This is a genomic window from Moorena bouillonii PNG, assembly GCF_001942495.1.
GTDB classification, from domain to species: Bacteria; Cyanobacteriota; Cyanobacteriia; order Cyanobacteriales; family Coleofasciculaceae; genus Moorena; species Moorena bouillonii.
In genome coordinates, this window is record NZ_MKZS01000001.1 from 3,965,643 (window position 1) to 3,985,396 (window position 19,754).

Below are 19,754 nucleotides of genomic sequence, written 5' to 3' on the forward strand. Positions count from 1 at the left end.
TGCTTCTACATCCTAGTCTCTATCACCGTTTCGACTACTTTTGCCTAATGGATAGCTTGACAAGGGGGGGATCCAGTTCCCCCCTTATTAAGGGGGGCTAGGGGGGATCCAGAGTAGTAGCGACATAGCCAGTAAAGGAAGTGAAACAGGTCTTCAACAACCCGAAGAGAATCCTTTTTGGTTATTTTACTAGAACTATGGGCGGCTAAGTTACCTAATTTGTGAATCAGGCGAACTTTGGGAAATAGTCCGGGTTTGAGATTGTCTTTAAAGGTTTGCTCGTGGATAAGTGCGCCCAGCTTATTCTCATAGGGCGGTTTGAGATAAGCATCGTTATCGTAGAGCCAAATCACTGCTTGTTCTAGGGTGAAACGGGCATAGAAGCAACTGGCGCGGGGGGCTGAGTAAGTTAGACTTTCGGCCTGTTTGGCGTAGTTGTGGAGTTGGGGGAATTGGTTGCTGAGAAAGTCAAAGTTAGATGTCATTGTTTTGTTCTTGTTGTTTTATTACTAGAGTTCCCGAAATCGAATCAAACAATATCTTGTTTTTGTTGTAATTTGGGTATTTCGCTGGCAGGAATAACTTTTACGTTCCCTTGTTCGTCACTGATAGCAATAGATTCACCTTTTTGACGGTGGTTTTCGATGGCTTTGTCTACTGCTTGTTTAAATAGTTGACTGATTTGGTTAATATCAGAAAAATTGAGTTTATTCATAGTTACAGTTCACCTCGGAAGGCTTTTTGGAGCAGTGATTTGAAAAGGTTGTCTGAATTTTCAAGATGGTTTTGTTCTTTTATTATGTGATCACTAATCGTTTTCTTAAGAGTTAAGTATCTTTTCTGTTTATCCATCGGCGGACAAATCAGCTTAAGACGGCTTAATCCTTGGATGTTAATGTTATAATTACCTGCTGTAGTCCGAGCTTCTATTACTAGACGATAACGGAAGCTAGGAAATGAAATTATGTCACGTATAAAGCCAGGATATAATTGAGCATCTGGTTTGATTCGCGCTCTTATTAAATAAGAAGCATAGACTGCTTGTTTACCATTTGCTTCAACTAAAGCACATCTACCGATATATTCAGGATTACCGTTAGACCTTACAAATAATAAATCATCTTTTTTAAGAATCAGCTTTGATATTTCTTTTGATTCAAGTTTTGTATATTTTAGTTCATCCCAGGATAGTTTATCTCCAACAATATTTGGAATTCTCAGAACTGGAATATCTTCTTTTCTTTGTATATTGCTACACTTTGAATTTGTTCCATACTTAAGTTCTTCAATCTGCGACCCTAATTTAACTATTTCCCACCCCTTCGGATTAGTTACAGGATCGCCGAACATATCGAGGAAAGTCGAGCGCAAGAGTTCTTCTGTTAGTGCGATCGCTTCTTTTCGCTTCCGTCGGATTGAATCAGCTTTATCCAGTATGGCAGCTATGCGCTTTTGTTCTTCTAGGGGAGGAAAAGGTATTTCAATATTTTTGAATTGACCTTTAGGTAATAGGGGTAAAGTCGTAGAAGCCCCCATATGCCGAATTAACTTTTCTAATGTTCGACAGTAATAAAAAACATATCGAGGATAGAGAATATTTTTATCAGGAACTAAAGCATTTATTTGCTGATTGGTTGCTAATTCTGTACCAGAAAATCCTACTTTTCCGATAGTTGCGCCGATACAGCATATTAATGTTGACTCGGCAGGTAATATTCTAGCTTTACTTGCTCCAAGAGAGGAAAGCCACTTAGCGCTTCGGTTAATCGGTTCAGTTTTGCCAAGTTCTGTTGGACCAACGAAAGGTATAGAACCTCCGTAATATTCAGGATGTTGAGTAGAGGGAGTTGTACCTGTAACAACATTAGCTACTTTGTGAAAAGGGCATATTGACCATGAAGACGGAAATAAATATTTCATTCCAACATCCCCTCCAGCCCATCAATATCCATCCGAATCTCATATAAAAGCAATCTACTAAGCATAAAGTAACCTCCCTTTAGGAGTAGGAATATCACGCCCCAACTCCTGAGCCGTTTCGATCCATTCTTGAATTACCACCTCAGCATTAGTCACTGCTTCTACATAAGTTTGACCATCTGCCATACATCCAGGTAATTATGGCACTTCTACAATAAAAGCTTGGTCTGATTCACTCCAATAGATAATTAATTTGTAGTTAACTAACATCGCAATATCCTATAGCAGTTTTCAATTGGTTGAGGGACAAAGTTATCGGTTTTAGGGAGCAGGGAATAGGGCAAAATTTGTGTGTGCCTGATTATGCTAAAAACCGCTATACTCTTCACCTATTTAAGTGATAACGATCCCCCGTTGGTTTTTAACAAAAGGGGGACACTCACCATATTAACCACACTCCCTGCTCCCTCAAAAAAAATTTGTTACAAAATTTAAAAAATATGCTATAATATGCAAATTTTTATGCTAAACTGAAATCGTGGACAATAAAATCCACGGGAAGAGCCAGCCTTAGAGTTTTCCAAGGCCACAGGCTGGCTCTGGGTCCCCTTTACAGGAGATAACTTAATATTATGTCCCATCGCCTATACCCATGGGTGGTTGTTAGGTTGTTACGACCGATGCCACCAGTGCTTTTCGCTCGGTTCGAGAACCCTACTGATGCGAAGGGCTATATGCAGGTACTGAAACTGCTGATGCCTGGTGCCAAGTTTCTAATTTTTTTTGACCTTCAGCAATAATCATGATTGACGAACAAATTCAGAACTTGATTCTGTAGCTAACAAGCCATGGTTTTGTTTAAATTCAGCCAACAACCGAAAAAAATATTCAAAACCTACTTTTTCATCATGACAAGAAAGCATAATTAACTTAGCCCATGAGGTAACCGACTTAACCCCCAGTTTTTCCTGTAGCCAAGGTTGAAAGTCCTCATAAAATTTTGCTTCTGCTTCAGTCAACTCAATATCCATCTCACTGCGAGCAAATTCATAGCCAACTAAAAACATAAATAAATCGGTTACCGAAGGACGACCAATATACATACCAGGGCATTTTTCGATTTTTTCTAGAACATCAAATAATCCATTCATAACAACACTACTATTCACCTATTTAAGTTATAACGATGTTAATTCGTCCACAATAAACTTGCCACTAGGACAATGAAAGTCATTCAACCAAGCTTCTCTCGATAAACCCTCCCTAGATAAATTATCAAACACTTTTCCGAAAACCTCTACACCATAATGAATTCCATTTTCTGTAATTGACTCCCCTGTTCCATAGCGATCGCTGATGATAAAGACTTCATTTCGTCTTTTTGTTCTTAACCTGATAATTTTGCCTTCTACTCCATTCTGTCTTAACCACTCCATCACCGACATAGCACAACGATCGCACTCTAGCAGAGGATAACCCGCTACAATTTGACTAACACCTTGCCAAATTTCCTCTTTTGTTTTCATTCCTCAGATATTAATTACATTTTGGTTTCAATGATAAAAGAATTCAACTGTGTTGCAACTTATCCCAACATCCCCTCCAGTTCATCAAGATCTGCCCGAATTTCATCCTCAAGCGTCCGCAATTTTTCTAAAATAACCTTGGGTGGTTCATACTCCACCTCTTCATACTCAATTTCCTTGTAGCGATTGATAGATAAATCATACCCATTTGCTTTAATCTCATCCTTGGGTACAAAGAATGCCTTAGCCTTGCGATCCGACTCTTGACTGCTGTCCCGCTGCTTCCACTTCTCCAACAGATCCGGGATATCATTATCTTCCACGGGCTGACGTTTATCATCTAATGACAACCCATCAGCCTTCATGTCATAGAACCAAACAAAATCCGTGCCATCCGCCTCTACTCCAACCTTAGTAAAAATAATCACCGCTGTTGAAACACCTGCATAGGGTTTGAACACTCCAGAAGGCATAGATATCACCCCTTCTAGCTTGTGATTCTCTATTAAAATACTGCGAATCTTCTTATGAGCCTTAGATGAACCAAACAATACCCCATCAGGTACAATTACAGCAGCTTGTCCCCCAATTTTCAACAGCCGCAAAAACAAAGGTAAAAACAGTAACTCTGTCTTAGTAGTAGAAATAACTTTAGTTAAATCTTTAGCAATAGTAGACTTCTCTACCGAACCCTTAAACGGTGGATTAGCTAGAATTAAGGTAAACGCTTCTTTACGATCAGCATAATCCTCTGATAGAGAATCCCGCGCCTCAATAGACGGGTCTTCAATACCGTGTAACATCAGGTTCATGCTACCGATGCGCAGCATTGTGCCATCAAAATCAAACCCGTGGAACATCTCCTTATTAAAGTGTTCTCTGTTTCCTGGGGCATTAAGAACCTTGTTACCATCAGAATCTTCCAACTCTTGTAAGTACTCAGCAGCAGCAACCAAAAACCCCCCAGTACCACAAGCAGGGTCACAGATCACATCCCTGACTCCTGGGTTCATCAGTTCCACCATCATCTTAATAATGTGGCGGGGAGTGCGAAACTGTCCGTTAGTTCCTGCTGTAGTCAGCTTAGACAGCATATACTCATAGAGGTCGCCCTTGGTGTCCCGATCCTCCATCGGAATACTATCGATCTGAGTCACTACATTAGCCAATAATGCCGGACTAGCAATTAAAAACACGGCATCCTTCATGTGGCGAGTGTAAGCATTCCCGCCCCCAGTAGTCCCCAGAGTCTTGATAAAGGGAAATGCTTCATCCCGAACAATGGCCAACATTTCCTCTGCATCGCTCTTGTTCTTAAATTGGGACCAACGCGATTGCTGTTTGTCCTCTGGGAAAATTGGATCGTTGACTGGCTTTCCCAAACGCCTTGCTTTCTTTTCCTTCAGCAGTTCCAGGTCATCCAGACGTTTGATAAACAGTAAATAGGAAATCTGTTCGATCACAGAAAGAGGGTTGCTAATGCCATTATTCCAGAAAGTTGTCCAAAGCTTATCAACCTTGGATTTCATCTCACCTGTGATCGTCATATTATCCTTTTAATTTTGCCTAATATCCCATATTACTTGAATAAACAAGGGTTGGGCACGGGGAAACTCCGCACCCAACCCTTGTAATCCTTGCAATTGAAAATTGCGATTAAACGACAGCAGGCTCCTGCTCGGCAGACTTAACTTTACTCAAAAGCTCTTGCAATTTGTCACCCTCAATTACTTCCGTGTCCAATATTTCTTTAGCAATGGTTTCGAGCAACTCCCGATTCTCGTTCAGAATCGCTAATGCTTGTTGATGACCTGTTTCGACAATCTCTTTGACTTCATCATCAATCGCCTTAGCAGTTTCATCGCTGACATTGCGGCGGGGATTCATCATCCCATCTCCGAGAAAGCTTGACTGCTGACCTTTCTGGTAAGCTAACGGTCCGAGAACTTTACTCATGCCATAGGTGGTTACCATCTGCTCCGCTAAATCCGTAGCTCGTTGGAGGTCATTGGAAGCGCCAGTGGTAATGCTATTAAACACAATCTCTTCTGCTGCCCGTCCACCAAGTAAGGTAGCAATCTGACCTTGGAGTTCTTTCTCGTCCATTAAGAAGCGGTCTTCTGTAGGCATTTGCAAGGTGTAGCCTAGTGCTGCCATCCCCCGTGGCACAATCGAGATTTTAGCGACTTTACTTCCACCAGGCATCAAAGCACCAACTAGAGCATGACCGACTTCATGGTAAGCAACGATGGTTTTCTCTTTGTCATTGAGTACCCGGCTTTTCTTCTCTAGACCAGCCACTACTCGCTCAATCGCTTCCGCAAAGTCTGCCTGGGTTACTTTTTCTTTGCGGTTGCGGGCAGCTAACAGCGCTGCTTCATTAACCAGATTAGCAAGGTCAGCACCAGCAAAACCAGGAGTACGAGTTGCGATCGCTTTTAGATCCACATCCTCCCCCAGCTTCACTTTCTTAGCATAGATTTCTAGAATTTTCAAGCGACCGGATAAATCGGGACGGTCTACTAACACTTGTCGATCGAATCGTCCTGGTCGTAACAGAGCTGGATCTAGGGTTTCAGGGCGGTTAGTGGCTGCTAGCACAATTACCGTAGCATCACCAGCAGCAAACCCATCCATTTCCGTTAGCAACTGGTTGAGGGTTTGTTCCCGCTCATCGTTCCCACCAACAAAACCAGAACCACTAGCACGGGATTTACCAATAGCATCCAACTCATCAATGAAAATAATACAGGGAGCTTTCTTTTTGGCCTGTTCAAATAAATCCCGGACTCTGGCAGCACCAGCACCAACAAACAGTTCTACAAACTCAGATCCAGAAATACTAAAGAATGGTACACCAGCTTCCCCAGCTACTGCTTTAGCCATTAGGGTTTTACCCGTTCCAGGAGGTCCAACTAATAGCACTCCTTTTGGAATTCGTGCTCCTATGTTAGTAAACCGTTGGGGCGTTTTAAGAAAATCCACAATTTCCTGTAATTCAGTCTTGGCTTCTTCTACCCCAGCCACATCATTAAAGGTAACTTTAGTGGTATCATCTTGCACATAAACCTTAGCTTTACTCTTGCTAATAGACAAAGCACCTTGGGGTCCACCACCACCAAAACGCCCTGCAAAAAACTGCAAAATGCCAACAAAAATTAGTGGAGGTATCACCCAGCTGAGCACGATGGTAAACCAGCTTCGTTTAGGGGGAGGAGCAGCAGCAAATTCTACTCCTTTATCTTCTAACCGTTGGGGTAACTCTAGGTCATAGATTGGGGTCGTGATCAGAATTTGTCCTTGCTGTTCAGTATCAGCTTTGAGCTGATATTGGATTTGGTCTTGCCCAACATAAACCCGCGCTACCTTTCCATCTTGGACTTGGTCAATAAACAAGCTGTAGGGTACCCGAGGGATTTTCGGTCCAAAAAACCCAGGCAAGAATAAGTTAGCTACGAGAAATAAACCCCCTAAAAACAAGAGAATATTGCCAATTAGGCGAGATCGAGGGGGTTGAGGTTTGTCTTTAATACTCATAGATGCAACGTAGTCTTTGTTTAAAATCTTTTTCTTATAGAGGGTGAAAGCCCTCATTCTTAGCCTACCAGGGTAGGGTTAAAAGTTATACAAATTGTTCAAAGCAGGACTACAGATTCAGATGGGGTGATGGGGATATGAAATTGACGTGTAGCGGTGTCAGCCCTGAGAATTGGTATTAACTCTAAAATCCGTGACTTACTTGCTCAGCGGTATTCCCATCTTATTTTGAAATACCTACGATAAGTATTTTTGCTTACTAGTTGTGAAATCTTTTCTTAGTAAGGCTTCTAAAATTTAGATGGATTAGATAAGTATTTATGCTTACTAGTTATGCAATCTTTTGTTAGTAAGGCTTCTAAAATTTAGATGAGTTGATCATAGAGTGATCATATGGTCAACTCTAGGCAAAGCTTTCTATTCAGAAATAGACTTAGACGGCTTCCAACCAATCAAAGATTTGATCTAATTGATCTAATGTAATTAGTCCGTATTGCCAAAGAATCATGGGTAAAAAGTTTGGGCTTGGTTCGCCCTGGCGTAGGGCCAGGGCAATGGAAGCCCCAGGAATCTGTAACTCTTCCTGTAACCAGCGAATCAATTTAGTGAGCACTGAAGACTGCATCGACCTCTGGTTTAGGAATTGGGCAGAGAGTTGCTAGCAAAAGCATCCATGGCATAGGCCGGAGTGCGATCGCTATAGTCAGTTTCTTGACCAGTGACGGATTTAGCCAGTTTGTTGAAAGACTTACTACGCCAGTTGCGCTCATGGATGGGCTTGGTTTGCTCACCACGGAAGTAAGCTTGAGTACCAATTAGCGCCCCAGCAGTCCAACCAACAATTAACAGTGCAATTACAATAGTCATCATTTTCTCCTTTGTGTTTTTTACAAGCTTTGGGTCAAACCGTTAAAGCATTGCTTAATCTGTCAAATGCTTCAAGATTAGGAATTGGGCAGAGAGTTGCTAGCAAAAGCATCCATGGCATAGGCCGGAGTGCGATCGCTATAGTCAGTTTCTTGACCAGTGACGGATTTAGCCAGTTTGTTGAAAGACTTACTACGCCAGTTGCGCTCATGGATGGGCTTGGTTTGCTCACCACGGAAGTAAGCTTGAGTACCAATTAGCGCCGCAGCAGTCCAACCAACAATTAACAGTGAAATTACAATAGTCATCATTTTCTCCTTTGTGTTTTACGAGGTAGTGGTCAAATAAGTAACGAATGGTTTAGCTGATACCGAAGGCGGTCAAAATTAACAAGCTGACTAAGAAGCTAGCAATAGCACCTTGGGAAATATAATTACGCTGCTGTTCTACTGAAGGGAAATCTGCGTAGTAAATCTCGGTTTCAGGAGCGTAGTTGTTGAGCACTCCGGTTTCATCAACGGTGGTGTACATAGTGGACTTGGTAATGGTGTCAGTGCTGAAAGTCATTTGGTTTTTTCTCCTTTCGTCTATGTTTTACGAGGTTTGGGTCAAACCCTTAAAGCATTGCTTGATTAAAGTGTCAAATGCTTTGTTATTAGGAATTGGGCAGAGAGTTGCTAGCAAAAGCATCCATGGCATAGGCCGGAGTGCGATCGCTATAGTCAGTTTCTTGACCAGTCACGGATTTGGCCAGTTTGTTGAAAGACTCACTACGCCAGTTGCGCTCATGGATGGGTTTGGTTTGCTCACCACGGAAGTAAGCTTGAGTACCAATTAGAGCTGCAGCAGTCCAACCCACAATTAACAGTGCAATTACAATAGTCATCATTTTCTCCTTTGTGTTTTACGAGGTAGTGGTCAAATAAGTAACGAATGGTTTAGCTGATACCGAAGGCGGTCAAAATTAACAAGCTGACTAAGAAGCTAGCAATAGCACCTTGGGAAATATAATTACGCTGCTGTTCTACTGAAGGGAAATCTGCGTAGTAAATCTCGGTTTCAGGGGCGTAGTTGTTGAGCACTCCAGTTTCATCAACGGTGGTGTACATAGTGGACTTGGTAATGGTGTTAGTGCTGAAAGTCATTTGGTTTTTTCTCCTTTCGTCTTTGTGTTTTACAAGCTTTGGGTCTAACAAGTAAGGAATGGTCTTAGCTGATACCGAAGGCGGTCAAAATTAACAAGCTGACTAAGAAGCTAGCTATAGCACCTTGGGAAATATAATTACGTTGCTGTTCTGGTGAAGGGAAATCTGCGTAGTAAATCTCGGTTTCAGGAGCGTAGTTATTGAGCACTCCAGTTTCATCAACGGTGGTGTACATAGTGGACTTGGTCATGGTGTTAGTGCTGAAAGTCATTTGCTTTTTTTCTCCTTTCGTCTTTCTGTAAATAAATATAACACTTTGTAAATTTTTGTTGCAATAGCTTGACAGGGACTGGCTGTAGGGTTGACCGTACAGGTTCAGGTGTAAAAACCCGACAAAAAGGTAAAAAGCCTAAGGTGTGAATAGTAAACAGCAGTAAATAGGCGTAATTAATCCTAATTACGCCTATAAAACCAAATAATGGCTGATAATCCTTATTTATAAGTGTTTAAATCTAAGTGTTTACGTCTAAGGGTTTAAGTGTGATTGTTTAAGTTATTACTTTCGGCCTATATCTTTAGGCATAGATGGCATCCCCCCAGCCCGATCCTAGTCAGCCTTTAGATGAGGAGTTTATAGGCTGATCCGATGTGTAGCAAGATATTTGGACAGGACTGACTGGGTAATTCCTGTTGGTATAAGCAAATATTTTGGCAAAGGGGGGCAACCATCATGCCCTACCCTTTTGATTACTCCTGCAATTGATCACTCTTGTAACAGAGTCTTAGACACAATTCTGGTTTTCTTACGATCAGCTTCTGAGAGCTCTTCCCCAGTTTGCAAAATCGTAGCATTGGTTTGCAGTACCGTTGCAGCTCCTTTATCCCCCATCTGGATAGCGGTTTTTGCCGCAGTTTGTAACATGGTGGCAGCCCCAGCGCGATCGCCCTGCTGTAATTTTGTTTCCGCAATTTGAGTCTGACGGTATTTAGCTAAAGCTAGAATATGCTTCTGTACCTCAGGATTGGGAACTGGTTGATAAGCCTCCTGGAAATTCGCCTGAACTGGCACGATTTCCGAGAGTAACTCTTGGGCACCACTGGATGGGTCATCATATTTGACTTGTACATGGGCAATGGTTTGACGACCCTCTGGCATTTTACCAACATACAAGTTAGCGAGAATCACCCGTTTTGAATCAGTCATCAAGTCTCCCAAACGTACCATGAAGCGATCGCCTTGTGATTGTGCTGGCAGTTCAATCGCATCTGGTTCTACTTGGGCGATGGGTTTGAGTTCTGCTAACCGCACTTTTGGCATTAAATCCAACAACAGATAAGCATTAGTTAAGCCCACAGACTGCATGCGGTTGAACAAACGTGCAAACTCACTCAGGGCTTGCTCTGGTTCTTCAATGTAAGACAAGCTACCAGTAGCAATATCCGAAATTTTTTCCAAAATATCTTGGTTCCAGTTGGAACCGAATCCCAGACTGTTGATAGTCAAGTTATTTTCAGCAGCCAGTTCAGCTAATTTTATGCAGCTTTCATTATTTCCATGTTCGTTTTCCCCATCAGTGAGCAGAAACACCTGAGATACCGTGTCTTGTTTAGCTTTAATTAATTCTTTAACCCCTAGCTTTAGACCTTCATCAATGGCGGTACCCCCATCAGCCGCAAGTCGGTTAATCTTTCGTTTGATTTGGTCTAGGTTGCCCATCGGTTGATTGCGAACTAGCACTTTGGCTCTGTGGTCAAAGGCCACAATCGAGAGGCGGTCATCCGGTTGCAGGCGCTCAATTAACCCCACTGCTGCTTGCTTGACAGTTTCCAGGGGCTGCCCATGCATGGAGCCACTGTGGTCGAGTACCAGACACAAATTCAAGGGTACACTTCGACTAGAGGAAGCAGCGATCGCAGAAATCGCCACGGATAATTGACGCTGACTACTCGGTTGATTAGCATCAATATTAGTATCGTTAAGGGCTGGGTGCAAACCAACTTTCATTTTAGATAGCTCCTCAGGCAGCAAGGGTAATTGATAATGGGTGTAGAGGCTATCGCTCAGCATGGCTGTAGCCATTGAGCTGCTTACAATAAGCCCCAAATAAGGAAGTTTTCCCCTATGTTACAGTTTTAACCTTTAGGGGGCTAACCGACACGAAGAAAATCACGAAGAAAGTATGGCAAGCTACACTGGTTAAAGATAGTGCCATTATTGCAGCCCCAAATATCATGAAACGACCCATCCAGGCTGTTCAATCTACCTACTATGGTAGACCTGCCTACCGCACACCGCCACCAGACTTACCCTCGCTGTTGTTAAGTGAGCGGATTGTATATTTGGGTATGCCCTTGGTGAGTGCGGTAACTGAATTAATTATTGCCGAACTGCTGTATTTACAGTACGACGACCCAGACAAGCCCATTAAAATTTACATCAATTCCACCGGCACATCCCGTTACGATGGCCAACCTGTGGGTTTTGAAACCGAAGCGTTTGCCATCTGTGACACCATCAATTACATCAAGCCCCCTATCCACACCATTTGTATTGGTTCAGCCCTCGGGATGGCAGCGATGCTACTCTCCGCAGGAACTAAAGGCTGTCGGGCAAGTTTACCCAATGCCACTATTGTCCTACATCAGCCCAGGAGTTATGCCCAGGGTCAAGCCACGGATATCCAAATTCGTGCTCAAGAAGTTCTGACCAATAAGAAGACGATGCTGGATATCTTGTCTCGCAATACCGGTCAAGCCCAAGAAAAAATTGCCAAGGATATGGATCGGTTCCTTTACATGACACCTCACCAAGCCCAAGAGTATGGTCTGATCGACAGGGTGTTAGAACCTCAAGAGCTTGATACTCCAATTCCTGCTGGTATTACTTAAGTTGTAAGCATTCAGCTATCAGCTATCAGCGTGTCGCGTATCAGCTATTAGCTATCAGCTTCCCATAATCTATTAATAACTCGGAGCAAATTATGCCAATTGGTGTGCCCAAAGTTCCCTACCAGATGCCAGGAAGTCAGTATACTGAATGGATTGACATCTACAACCGTCTCTACCGGGAACGGATTATTTTTCTAGGCAAAGAGGTTGATGACGAAATCACCAACCAGATCATTGCGGTGATGCTATATCTCGACTCTGAAGATAATAGCAAAGATATTATCCTCTACATAAACTCTCCTGGTGGTTCAGTCACCGCAGGCATGGCTATTTATGACACCATGCAGCATATCAAATCCGATGTAGTAACCGTTTGTGTTGGTCTAGCTGCCTCCATGGGGTCTTTCCTGCTAGCTGCAGGTAAGAAAGGAAAACGGATAGCTTTGCCTCACTCCAGGATTATGATTCACCAACCCTCTGGGGGAACCCGTGGACAAGCTACGGATATTGAGATTGAAGCTAGAGAAATTTTGCGGATCCGCCATCAACTCAATGAAATCTACGCCCAAAATACTGGTCAAGCCCTAGAGAAAATTGAAAAAGACATGGATCGGGACTTTTTCATGTCAGCCGATGAAGCCAAGGAGTATGGCTTGATTGACCAAGTCATTGACCAGAGAGCTCTCTAGAGTTTTGGTCTGGTCAATTTGATCAGAACTTACACTGCCAAGGCGGTTATTAACCGTAATTGCACCAATTGCAGCCTTTGATTGATCATCCTCTTGGTGCCCTTTCACCCTTAGCTTTGAAAAAGTGCGGGGCCGCACCGCAAAAACTGGGTTGTAACCGTCTTGGTGGTTGACACTCCCCGCTTTAAAAAGACGGGGATTCTTAGATCTACGACCGGCCTTAAACCTCCGTGTCCAAATGGCAATATCTAAACCGAAATCCCGTCAAGACTAAGATTTTAGTTCAGTTCACGAAAGACCCAGCGGGCTAGTCTCCTTAAGCGTTCGGTTATTTTTTGAGAAGTGCCTTATCAACTCCGTTGCTTCCCTGTTTCACCTGGTTTCGGCGTGCCCCGCCGTACCGTTGTTTTCTCAAGTTGTGATCTTGCTGGGTTCACACACCGATTGTTAGTCGATGGTTGGGTTTTTAAGGAGGATTTTCCCTACCCTCCGGGCATTACTACTTTCAGGTCGGTAAGTTACGGGTCTCTCTCCCGGCTCAGCCTGCGGTTTTTCAGCCTGTACCCTATACTTCAATTATACTGTGGCGCTAATGTAGCGACAACCTCTTGATGGAAGTTTTTTTTACGGCGACTAAACTCGCTGGTCACTTTCATCCCCGATAATCGCGATGCGGGGCTTTCAGTGTTGGGATTTCTAGTAAGGGCTGTTTGATGATCTGGTGATCAAGTAGTATAAAGGGAAAAGTAGTGACATTATTGAACAGGGTACTCTATATATAGGAAACAGAGAAACAGGTAAGTCTGTCTAAACGCTTATTGATTGCTTATCCCATTGATGAATCTGGCTGATTGCTATCGCTTATTGGGTGTCGGTCCAGGAGCGAAGCAGGTTGAAGTAAAGGAGTCTTATCGGCGTCTGGCACGTCGGTATCATCCTGATATTAACCCTGGAGACAAGCTTGCCCAAGAAAAGTTTATTCGGTTTACGGAGGCTTATAAGCTTCTCCTCAGTGTTATCAAAGAGTCTGACCGTGAACCAGTATTAACCTCCGCCACTAGCTTTGGTAATCAGAGTAATCAGCCTGAGGACTCACATCCCCCAACTTCAACTTGGGTAACACCTAAGCCACCATCCGTTGAATTCAATCAACCCCTATCAGCAGTTGAACAACAGCTGAAGTGGGATTCCTATCATCAACTCCAGCAATTGCTTCGAGAGCGACGGTTGATGAGAGCGATCGCATTAGTCGAAGCCTTGGCCCAAAGAATGCCCCAAGACCCAGAAGTGCGCCAGTGGCAAGCGATCGCTTATCAAAGTTGGGCAAGACACTTGCTTAAACAGCACAAGCTCGATAAAGCTAGAAATTATCTCAGAAAAGCCCTCAAGACTGACCCCTACAATAAGTCTCTGTGTGCTCATATAGAACAGGATTTTCTTGCGATCGAGCAGATGATCTAGCTTTAATAGCATTTATCAATTGCACGAAGTACCTTGTGGTTTAGGGAGTCGGGAGTCGGGAGTCGGGAGTCGGGAGTCGGGCTAATAAAATTGACTTTACCTTATAAGTATTAGAAACGCTATAGCATTTACAAATAGGTCATGAACAATCTGGCTGATTTTTCATAACATGAAAAACTCTTCGGAGCGCTTTGCTAATGTTTCCTGTTCCCTGTTCCCTGTTCCCTATTACCTACTATTTATAAATGTTCAACCGAACATTATATACTAGCTTAATAAATATCTTTAGAGTTAGCATTCAAGTAAGGACGCTTCAGGTCAATTCCAAGCAAAGAAAAGTTGTGGAGGATAAAATTCATCCGACCTTCTGGGGAGTCGTGACCTTGTAGCCAAGCTTCTAGTAACGCATTAGCAACAATTTGGCAGCGATTCATCCCAAAATCTTCTTTAGGCGTAAATTTATAATCCGGTTCTTCTGATAGAGCCAGTCCTGGTAGCAGCTGCTTGGTAAACAGAGGCACCACTTCATCTGGAAGTTCCAGGGGTTTGTACTTTGGATGAGTAATATAGAAATTAGATTGAATCTGAACATTGTTAAGAATATCATAAAAAACATCAAACAATCCAGGTATAGAAGAATCCAGTCGTTGATTTCGTAAAGCATCCAGTAATTCCATAATCAAAACCTTAGGACTTAGGCAGGAATACGGCTAGGACAAGTGAGTTCAGAGAATTATGAACAGGTTGAAAATGTTAACGTTTTGATTAACGATTGCAGTACCACCGTTTTTAGCGATCGCGATTCGTTCTAAATCCACCTCATTACTAATGAGAAAAGGCTGGCCTGCGCCGACAAAGTCTTTGGGAATAATGCGAGGGTGTCTGTTGTCTTCGCCTCCTTCAATCTTGTCGAGCTGATATTCTGACACATCTGTCATGAAGTCCAAATCTTTGATGGAATCCATAAAGCTTTCCGAAGTTGAAAACAGAGCAGAACCAGCAGGACGCTAATTATAAATTTCCATCTCATCCATATTGAGTACTCTCCCTTTTCAAAAGGTTTAATTTGGTTGGGTAAAATTAGCTCTAGAGAATCAATCCAGTAATGACCATTATGGATAGGCATTAAACATCAGGGCAATCATATATATATCGCCCAAAGTTTAGTTATTCGTTCCGCAGCCAGTAAAGCAGTTTTTCGTCCCAGTTATAAATAGTTTTTTCCTAAACCCTAGAGGTTTGGCGAAGGATAAAGTAGACTTTGCCAATCCAGAGTAAAATCCTTCACCTATTCTTCCTGGATCAACTCTCTAGTGCCAAATTCATTGATGCAATGATTGGTTGTTGAAACCAACCTAGTTGTATGTAATTTAAGATAACTATATAAATTGCTGCTGTCTCGCCATTGTGGCGCAAAGGTTTGTTTAAGGTTAACAAGTTGAAGGTTAACAAGTTGAAGGTTAACAAGTTGAAGGTTAATCAGTTGGAGGTTGAAGGTTGAAAGTTAACCGGTTGTTCGCGTAGCGTGGCCAAAGGCCAAGGTTAAGCAGTTGAAAGTTAACCGGTTGTTTGCCCTTGGCATCCCTTGTAGGGTAGGTTGAAAATTATTCACTGTTGAGGGAACAGGGAACAGGGAACAGGGAACAGGGAACAGGGAACAGAGGGTTCACAACTGGAAGATTAGAACCTCCAACCTCCAACCTTGGCCAAAAGGCCACGCTACGCGAACAACCTGCAACCTGCAACCTGCAACCTTCAACATGCAACCTTCAACCTTCAACCTCCAACCTTCAACCTTCAACAACCTTCAACCTCCAACCTCCAACCTCCAATCCAAATAACATTAAATCTTGCAAGTTAAATCACCAGTCTTTTGGCTAAAGCGCAGGTTTTCGCCATAGTCCACCGGACAATCAATCACCGCAGGCACATCTTGAGCTAATGCTTCTTCTAGGATAGGAATCAACTGATCCACTGAATTGACACGATAGCCTTTTAGTCCCATACTTTCAGCAAATTTGACAAAATCTGGATTGCCAAAATTCACGAAGGCCGACTCACCAAAGTGATTTTGTTGCTTCCAATCAATCAAGCCATAGCCACCATCATTGAAAATCAGTGTCACAAAGGCAGTCCCTACTCTGAGTGCTGTTTCAAGTTCCTGGCAATTCATCATAAAGCCCCCATCACCAGTGACTGCCACGATATTCCGATCCGGATAAACCAGCTTAGCCGCTAGTGCTCCTGGCAAAGCAATCCCCATCGCTGCGAAACCATTAGAAATGATACAGGTATTGGGACAATCACAATGATACTGACGAGCCATCCACATCTTGTGAGCTCCTACATCAGAGATCACAATATCTTCTGGTTCCATGACTTGGCGTAGGTCATAGATCAGTTTTTGCGGCTTGATCGGAAAACCTTCATCATTAGCATACTGTTCGTAGTCCTCTCGGATTTCCGACCGAAGTTCAGCAGCGGATGGTATCGGTTTACCTTCCCGGTCTCCCTGCTTCATAATTTCCTTAAGAGAGTCAGAAATATCTCCCACTACCTCCACTAAAGGAATGTAGCTTTTATCAATTTCTGCTGGACTGGCACCGATATGAATAATGGGAATCTTGCCCTCTGGATTCCACTTTTTCGGAGAATATTCAATCAAATCATATCCCACCGCAATCACCAAATCCGATTGCTCAAAAGCACAGGTGATGTGGTCCCGTTGTTGTAATCCCAAGGTCCACAAGGCCAGGGGATGAGTATAAGGAATACACCCTTTACCCATGAAGCTATTGACCACTGGAATATTCATCCGGGTGGCAAATTCGGTTAAGGCTTCAGCAGCACCAGCACGAATTGCGCCATTACCCGCCAAGATTAGGGGATTTTTTGCCTTAGAAATTGCCACAGCTGCCTTACCCAAACTACGGAAAGACGCAAAGGTTTTTTCCCGACCATCTTTGCCTAGGGGTTGACTATTGACTGGCATAGCCGCAATGTTTTCTGGCAAATCTATGTGTACCGCTCCTGGTTTTTCGGTCTGAGCGAGTTTAAACGCTTTACGGACAATTTCTGCTGTGGTGTCAGGGCGAACAATTTGCCGGTTCCACTTAGTCACTGGAGCAAACATTGCCACCAAATCCAAGTACTGGTGGGACTCAATATGCATCCGGTCCGTTCCCACCTGACCAGTGATGGCCACTAGGGGTGCTCCATCCAAATTGGCATCAGCAACTCCAGTCATTAAGTTAGTTGCCCCTGGACCGAGGGTAGACAGGCAAACTCCAGCCTTTCCTGTCAGCCGTCCGTAAACGTCTGCCATAAAGGCTGCTCCCTGTTCATGACGAGTGGTAATAAATTTAATTGAAGAATGTCTGAGAGCTTCTAGAACATGGAGATTTTCTTCTCCAGGTAGTCCAAAAACGTACTCGACTCCTTCGTTTTCTAAGCAATGTACCAATAGTTCAGCGGTATTCATGTCACCCATATCTAATCATCCCTGGTATATAGGTTTTTGGTATCAAAATAATCTTTGATTGTAAAAAATAATTTTTAGATTTATTTTGAGATTCCTTTTTAGCTTTTTCTATTAGCTTTCGTCCATATTTGTTATTATTTCATGACAAGCGATGCAGCGCGGTCTTGGGGGTTTCCCCCATGAGCGACTGCATCAAGACAAAGATTTAGCATTTGATATCCGGTGTATGCCAATTTATCAGAAGTTAAGTGGGGTTGGGGCAATGTTAAAGTAGCTTTTGATAAGCTTTTGATAACCATGAAACAAGCAGAGTACTGAGTTGTATGGCAATTCTGGCTTCTATCTGGGTAACTTTAATAAAAGTTAACAGTAAAAAGTTGATATAAAAAAGTTAAAAATGTTACCTAAAAACTTTTTATTTTCCCCTTCACCAGCACCACAGGGATAGAGACGGATACACAGATAGCTTCACCAACAAGGTAAATTTTAAGAATAGTGCTGAGTCCTGAGTCCTGATTCCTGAGTCGGAGAATCCGTCAGTAGTAACTGTCACTGTTCAGGATTTAAATAGAATTGCTATAGGCTAATGGTTGTAAGCATTCAGCAGTCAGCCGTCAGCTGTCAGCTTATTTTATTCAAAAGTACCTCAACTAGTGTGGCACAGGCTTCGACGCTGGGACTTGACCCATAAGCACGGCTGATAGCACCTCAAGTAGCGTGCGCGTAGCGCATAGGCTGATAGCTGATAGCTGATAGCACCTCAAGCAGCGTGCGCATAGCGCATATGCTTACTAATGGTTTTAGCCTAATACCTAGAATTTTTACTTCACCCAAACAGTTTTGATGTTTACGAACTCATGTATCCCTTGAATGCTTAGTTCTCGCCCATACCCAGAACGTTTGATCCCACCGAAGGGTAAACGGGGGTCGGATTTGACTAAGCCATTGATAAAAACTGCTCCAGCTTCAAGTTCATCAATCAGCCTGGGGATTTGCTCCTCATTGGTTGTCCAGGCACTGGCTCCTAATCCAAATACTGTGGAATTGGCAAGCTTAATAGCAGCATCAATATCCGGAACTCTAAACAATAGGGCAACAGGGCCAAAAAATTCTTCGTTATCAGCTGGAGTGCCTGGTGGGAAGTCAGTTAGAATTGTGGGGGGGTAGAAGTTACCAGCGCGATCGCTTAAAGGATGGCCACCGATAAGAACCTTTGCCCCTTGTTCAATGCAGGCTTTTACCTGTTGGTCTAAGTCTCTAAGAATACCAGGGGTTGCCAACGGACCAATATCCGTATCTTCCACCATGGGATCTCCCACTTTCAGGGCTTGGAATTTTTCCAGTAGGCGTTGCTGAAATTCATCGGCTACTGCGTCCACCACAATAAACCGTTTCGCTGCAATACACGATTGACCGTTATTGAGCATTCTAGCAGTCACACCCGTAGTAGCTGCTGCTTCTAAATCGGCACTTTCTAGGACAATAAACGGGTCACTTCCCCCTAGTTCCAGGACAGTTTTCTTGATTTGTGTCCCAGCCGCAGCGGCTAAAGCGGCTCCTGCTAGCTCACTACCAGTTAGGGTGGCAGCTTTGACCCGTGGATCCTGAATTACTGGCTCTACTTGGTCAGCACCAATCAGTAAGGTCTGAAACACCCCTTCCGGAAATCCTGCTTCAGCAAAGATTTGCTCAATGGCTAAGGCGCATTGAGGCACATTAGAGGCATGTTTGAGCAACCCCACATTTCCCGCCATCAATGCTGGAGCAGCAAAACGGAAGACTTGCCAAAATGGAAAATTCCAGGGCATTACTGCTAGAATTACTCCTAGAGGTTGGTAGCGCACAAAGCTTTGGGTGGCATCGGTAGAGGCTGGGACATCTGCGAGGAATTCAGCTGCGTGTTCAGCGTAGTACCGACAAACCAAAGCACATTTTTGCGCTTCTGCGATCGCACTTTTGAGGGGTTTTCCCATCTCCGTGGTCATCAGCTCGCCGAATTTGACTCGATCCCGCTCTACAATCTCCGCCGCTGCGTTTAGCCACTCTGCTCTTTGCTCCATTGATGTTTGGCAGTATTGCTCAAACGCCTCTTGGGCAATTGCTAGCTTGGTCGCAATGGACGACGGACTCTCTGGCTCAAAGGTTTTGATGGTTTCCCCGGTTGCTGGGTTAACTGTAGCGATCCCCATGGCTTCCTCCTCCCCCCAATGGGGATAGTACTTCCAATTCTTTGATTATA

General features: G+C 43.4%; 23 protein-coding genes and 3 pseudogenes. 6 read left to right on the forward strand and 20 right to left on the reverse strand.

The features are described 5' to 3' along the window. Positions 1-113 precede the first annotated feature (113 nt). From BJP37_RS16280 to BJP37_RS45045, 4 genes and pseudogenes are all read right to left on the reverse strand, one after another. Positions 114-485, reverse strand: a pseudogene (locus tag BJP37_RS16280) (DUF4145 domain-containing protein); the annotation flags it as partial. Positions 486-529: 44 nt separating this feature from the next. Next, a complete protein-coding gene (locus tag BJP37_RS16285; RefSeq protein ID WP_075900307.1) occupies positions 530-715 on the reverse strand; it encodes a hypothetical protein in 186 nt (61 codons plus the stop codon). A 2-nt stretch (positions 716-717) separates the two neighbouring features. Next, positions 718-1,920, reverse strand: coding sequence for a restriction endonuclease subunit S (locus BJP37_RS16290; protein WP_075900309.1), 1,203 nt, complete (start codon positions 1,918-1,920; stop codon positions 718-720). A 57-nt stretch (positions 1,921-1,977) separates the two neighbouring features. Further along, positions 1,978-2,190 (reverse strand): annotated as a pseudogene (locus BJP37_RS45045) (type II toxin-antitoxin system HicB family antitoxin). Between the two features lie 362 nt (positions 2,191-2,552). Here BJP37_RS45045 and BJP37_RS41130 point away from each other — a divergent pair. After that, the gene (locus tag BJP37_RS41130; RefSeq protein WP_198954067.1) at positions 2,553-2,720 is read left to right on the forward strand and encodes a hypothetical protein; all 168 of its coding nucleotides are present in this window, start codon (positions 2,553-2,555) and stop codon (positions 2,718-2,720) included. Here the strand turns inward: BJP37_RS41130 and BJP37_RS16300 are convergent, their stop codons facing one another. The 12 genes from BJP37_RS16300 to BJP37_RS16355 all read right to left on the reverse strand — a co-directional run bounded on the left by BJP37_RS16300 (position 2,721) and on the right by BJP37_RS16355 (position 11,000). Beyond that, entirely contained in the window at positions 2,721-3,071 is a 351-nt protein-coding gene (locus BJP37_RS16300) for a hypothetical protein (protein ID WP_075900311.1), read from the reverse strand. It abuts the gene before it with no gap. A gap of 27 nt (positions 3,072-3,098) precedes the next feature. Beyond that, positions 3,099-3,446 carry a papain fold toxin domain-containing protein gene (locus BJP37_RS16305; RefSeq protein ID WP_075900313.1) on the reverse strand — a complete coding sequence of 116 codons (348 nt, stop codon included), beginning with the start codon at positions 3,444-3,446 and terminating at the stop codon, positions 3,099-3,101. 59 nt (positions 3,447-3,505) lie between these two features. Beyond that, the gene (locus tag BJP37_RS16310; protein ID WP_075900315.1) at positions 3,506-4,993 is read right to left on the reverse strand and encodes a type I restriction-modification system subunit M; all 1,488 of its coding nucleotides are present in this window, start codon (positions 4,991-4,993) and stop codon (positions 3,506-3,508) included. Positions 4,994-5,102: 109 nt separating this feature from the next. Next, complete coding sequence (gene ftsH4, locus BJP37_RS16315) at positions 5,103-6,983, reverse strand: ATP-dependent zinc metalloprotease FtsH4 (protein ID WP_075906153.1); 1,881 nt, start codon at positions 6,981-6,983, stop codon at positions 5,103-5,105. Positions 6,984-7,416: 433 nt separating this feature from the next. Next, positions 7,417-7,608, reverse strand: coding sequence for a DUF2949 domain-containing protein (locus BJP37_RS16320; protein WP_070393413.1), 192 nt, complete (start codon positions 7,606-7,608; stop codon positions 7,417-7,419). A gap of 11 nt (positions 7,609-7,619) precedes the next feature. Continuing rightward, positions 7,620-7,850 carry a photosystem II protein, Psb35-related gene (locus BJP37_RS16325; protein WP_198954068.1) on the reverse strand — a complete coding sequence of 77 codons (231 nt, stop codon included), beginning with the start codon at positions 7,848-7,850 and terminating at the stop codon, positions 7,620-7,622. Positions 7,851-7,927: 77 nt separating this feature from the next. Continuing rightward, a complete protein-coding gene (locus BJP37_RS16330) occupies positions 7,928-8,158 on the reverse strand; it encodes a photosystem II protein, Psb35-related (protein WP_198954069.1) in 231 nt (76 codons plus the stop codon). Positions 8,159-8,210: 52 nt separating this feature from the next. Then, positions 8,211-8,381 (reverse strand): photosystem II assembly protein Psb34, encoded by a 171-nt coding sequence (gene psb34, locus BJP37_RS16335; protein WP_143727996.1) that lies wholly within the window; start codon positions 8,379-8,381, stop codon positions 8,211-8,213. 124 nt (positions 8,382-8,505) lie between these two features. After that, complete coding sequence (locus BJP37_RS16340) at positions 8,506-8,736, reverse strand: photosystem II protein, Psb35-related (protein WP_198954070.1); 231 nt, start codon at positions 8,734-8,736, stop codon at positions 8,506-8,508. A 52-nt stretch (positions 8,737-8,788) separates the two neighbouring features. After that, positions 8,789-8,959 carry a photosystem II assembly protein Psb34 gene (psb34, locus tag BJP37_RS16345; RefSeq protein WP_143727996.1) on the reverse strand — a complete coding sequence of 57 codons (171 nt, stop codon included), beginning with the start codon at positions 8,957-8,959 and terminating at the stop codon, positions 8,789-8,791. A 100-nt stretch (positions 8,960-9,059) separates the two neighbouring features. Further along, on the reverse strand, positions 9,060-9,266 hold the full coding sequence (psb34, locus tag BJP37_RS16350; protein ID WP_075900327.1) for a photosystem II assembly protein Psb34: 207 nt from the start codon (positions 9,264-9,266) through the stop codon (positions 9,060-9,062). Positions 9,267-9,758: 492 nt separating this feature from the next. Further along, positions 9,759-11,000 (reverse strand): vWA domain-containing protein, encoded by a 1,242-nt coding sequence (locus BJP37_RS16355; RefSeq protein WP_075906155.1) that lies wholly within the window; start codon positions 10,998-11,000, stop codon positions 9,759-9,761. 227 nt (positions 11,001-11,227) lie between these two features. On the opposite strand from BJP37_RS16355, the gene BJP37_RS16360 reads away from it, so the two are divergent. The 3 genes from BJP37_RS16360 (at position 11,228) to BJP37_RS16370 (ending at position 14,034) form a co-directional block, all read left to right on the forward strand. Next, on the forward strand, positions 11,228-11,884 hold the full coding sequence (locus tag BJP37_RS16360) for an ATP-dependent Clp protease proteolytic subunit (protein WP_075900329.1): 657 nt from the start codon (positions 11,228-11,230) through the stop codon (positions 11,882-11,884). Positions 11,885-11,976: 92 nt separating this feature from the next. Next, the gene (locus tag BJP37_RS16365; RefSeq protein ID WP_075900331.1) at positions 11,977-12,573 is read left to right on the forward strand and encodes an ATP-dependent Clp protease proteolytic subunit; all 597 of its coding nucleotides are present in this window, start codon (positions 11,977-11,979) and stop codon (positions 12,571-12,573) included. Positions 12,574-13,410: 837 nt separating this feature from the next. After that, entirely contained in the window at positions 13,411-14,034 is a 624-nt protein-coding gene (locus BJP37_RS16370; protein ID WP_075900333.1) for a J domain-containing protein, read from the forward strand. A gap of 272 nt (positions 14,035-14,306) precedes the next feature. Here the strand turns inward: BJP37_RS16370 and BJP37_RS45050 are convergent. After that, a pseudogene (locus BJP37_RS45050) lies at positions 14,307-14,561 on the reverse strand (T3SS effector HopA1 family protein); the annotation flags it as partial. A gap of 198 nt (positions 14,562-14,759) precedes the next feature. After that, entirely contained in the window at positions 14,760-14,972 is a 213-nt protein-coding gene (locus BJP37_RS16380) for a hypothetical protein (RefSeq protein ID WP_143727642.1), read from the reverse strand. 764 nt (positions 14,973-15,736) lie between these two features. Between BJP37_RS16380 and BJP37_RS16385 the strand changes: the two genes are divergently transcribed. Further along, positions 15,737-15,895: a hypothetical protein gene (locus tag BJP37_RS16385; protein ID WP_158069614.1), complete on the forward strand. Its 159-nt coding sequence runs from the start codon at positions 15,737-15,739 to the stop codon at positions 15,893-15,895. On the opposite strand, the gene BJP37_RS16390 is transcribed toward BJP37_RS16385, so the two are convergent. Continuing rightward, entirely contained in the window at positions 15,878-17,524 is a 1,647-nt protein-coding gene (locus BJP37_RS16390) for an acetolactate synthase large subunit (RefSeq protein ID WP_075900337.1), read from the reverse strand. The genes BJP37_RS16385 and BJP37_RS16390 overlap by 18 nt on opposite strands. A 142-nt stretch (positions 17,525-17,666) precedes the next feature. On the opposite strand from BJP37_RS16390, the gene BJP37_RS43585 reads away from it, so the two are divergent. Further along, positions 17,667-17,789: a hypothetical protein gene (locus BJP37_RS43585; protein ID WP_269087008.1), complete on the forward strand. Its 123-nt coding sequence runs from the start codon at positions 17,667-17,669 to the stop codon at positions 17,787-17,789. 547 nt (positions 17,790-18,336) lie between these two features. Here the strand turns inward: BJP37_RS43585 and BJP37_RS16395 are convergent. Then, on the reverse strand, positions 18,337-19,704 hold the full coding sequence (locus BJP37_RS16395; RefSeq protein WP_075900339.1) for an NAD-dependent succinate-semialdehyde dehydrogenase: 1,368 nt from the start codon (positions 19,702-19,704) through the stop codon (positions 18,337-18,339). Between the last annotated feature and the right edge of the window lie 50 nt (positions 19,705-19,754).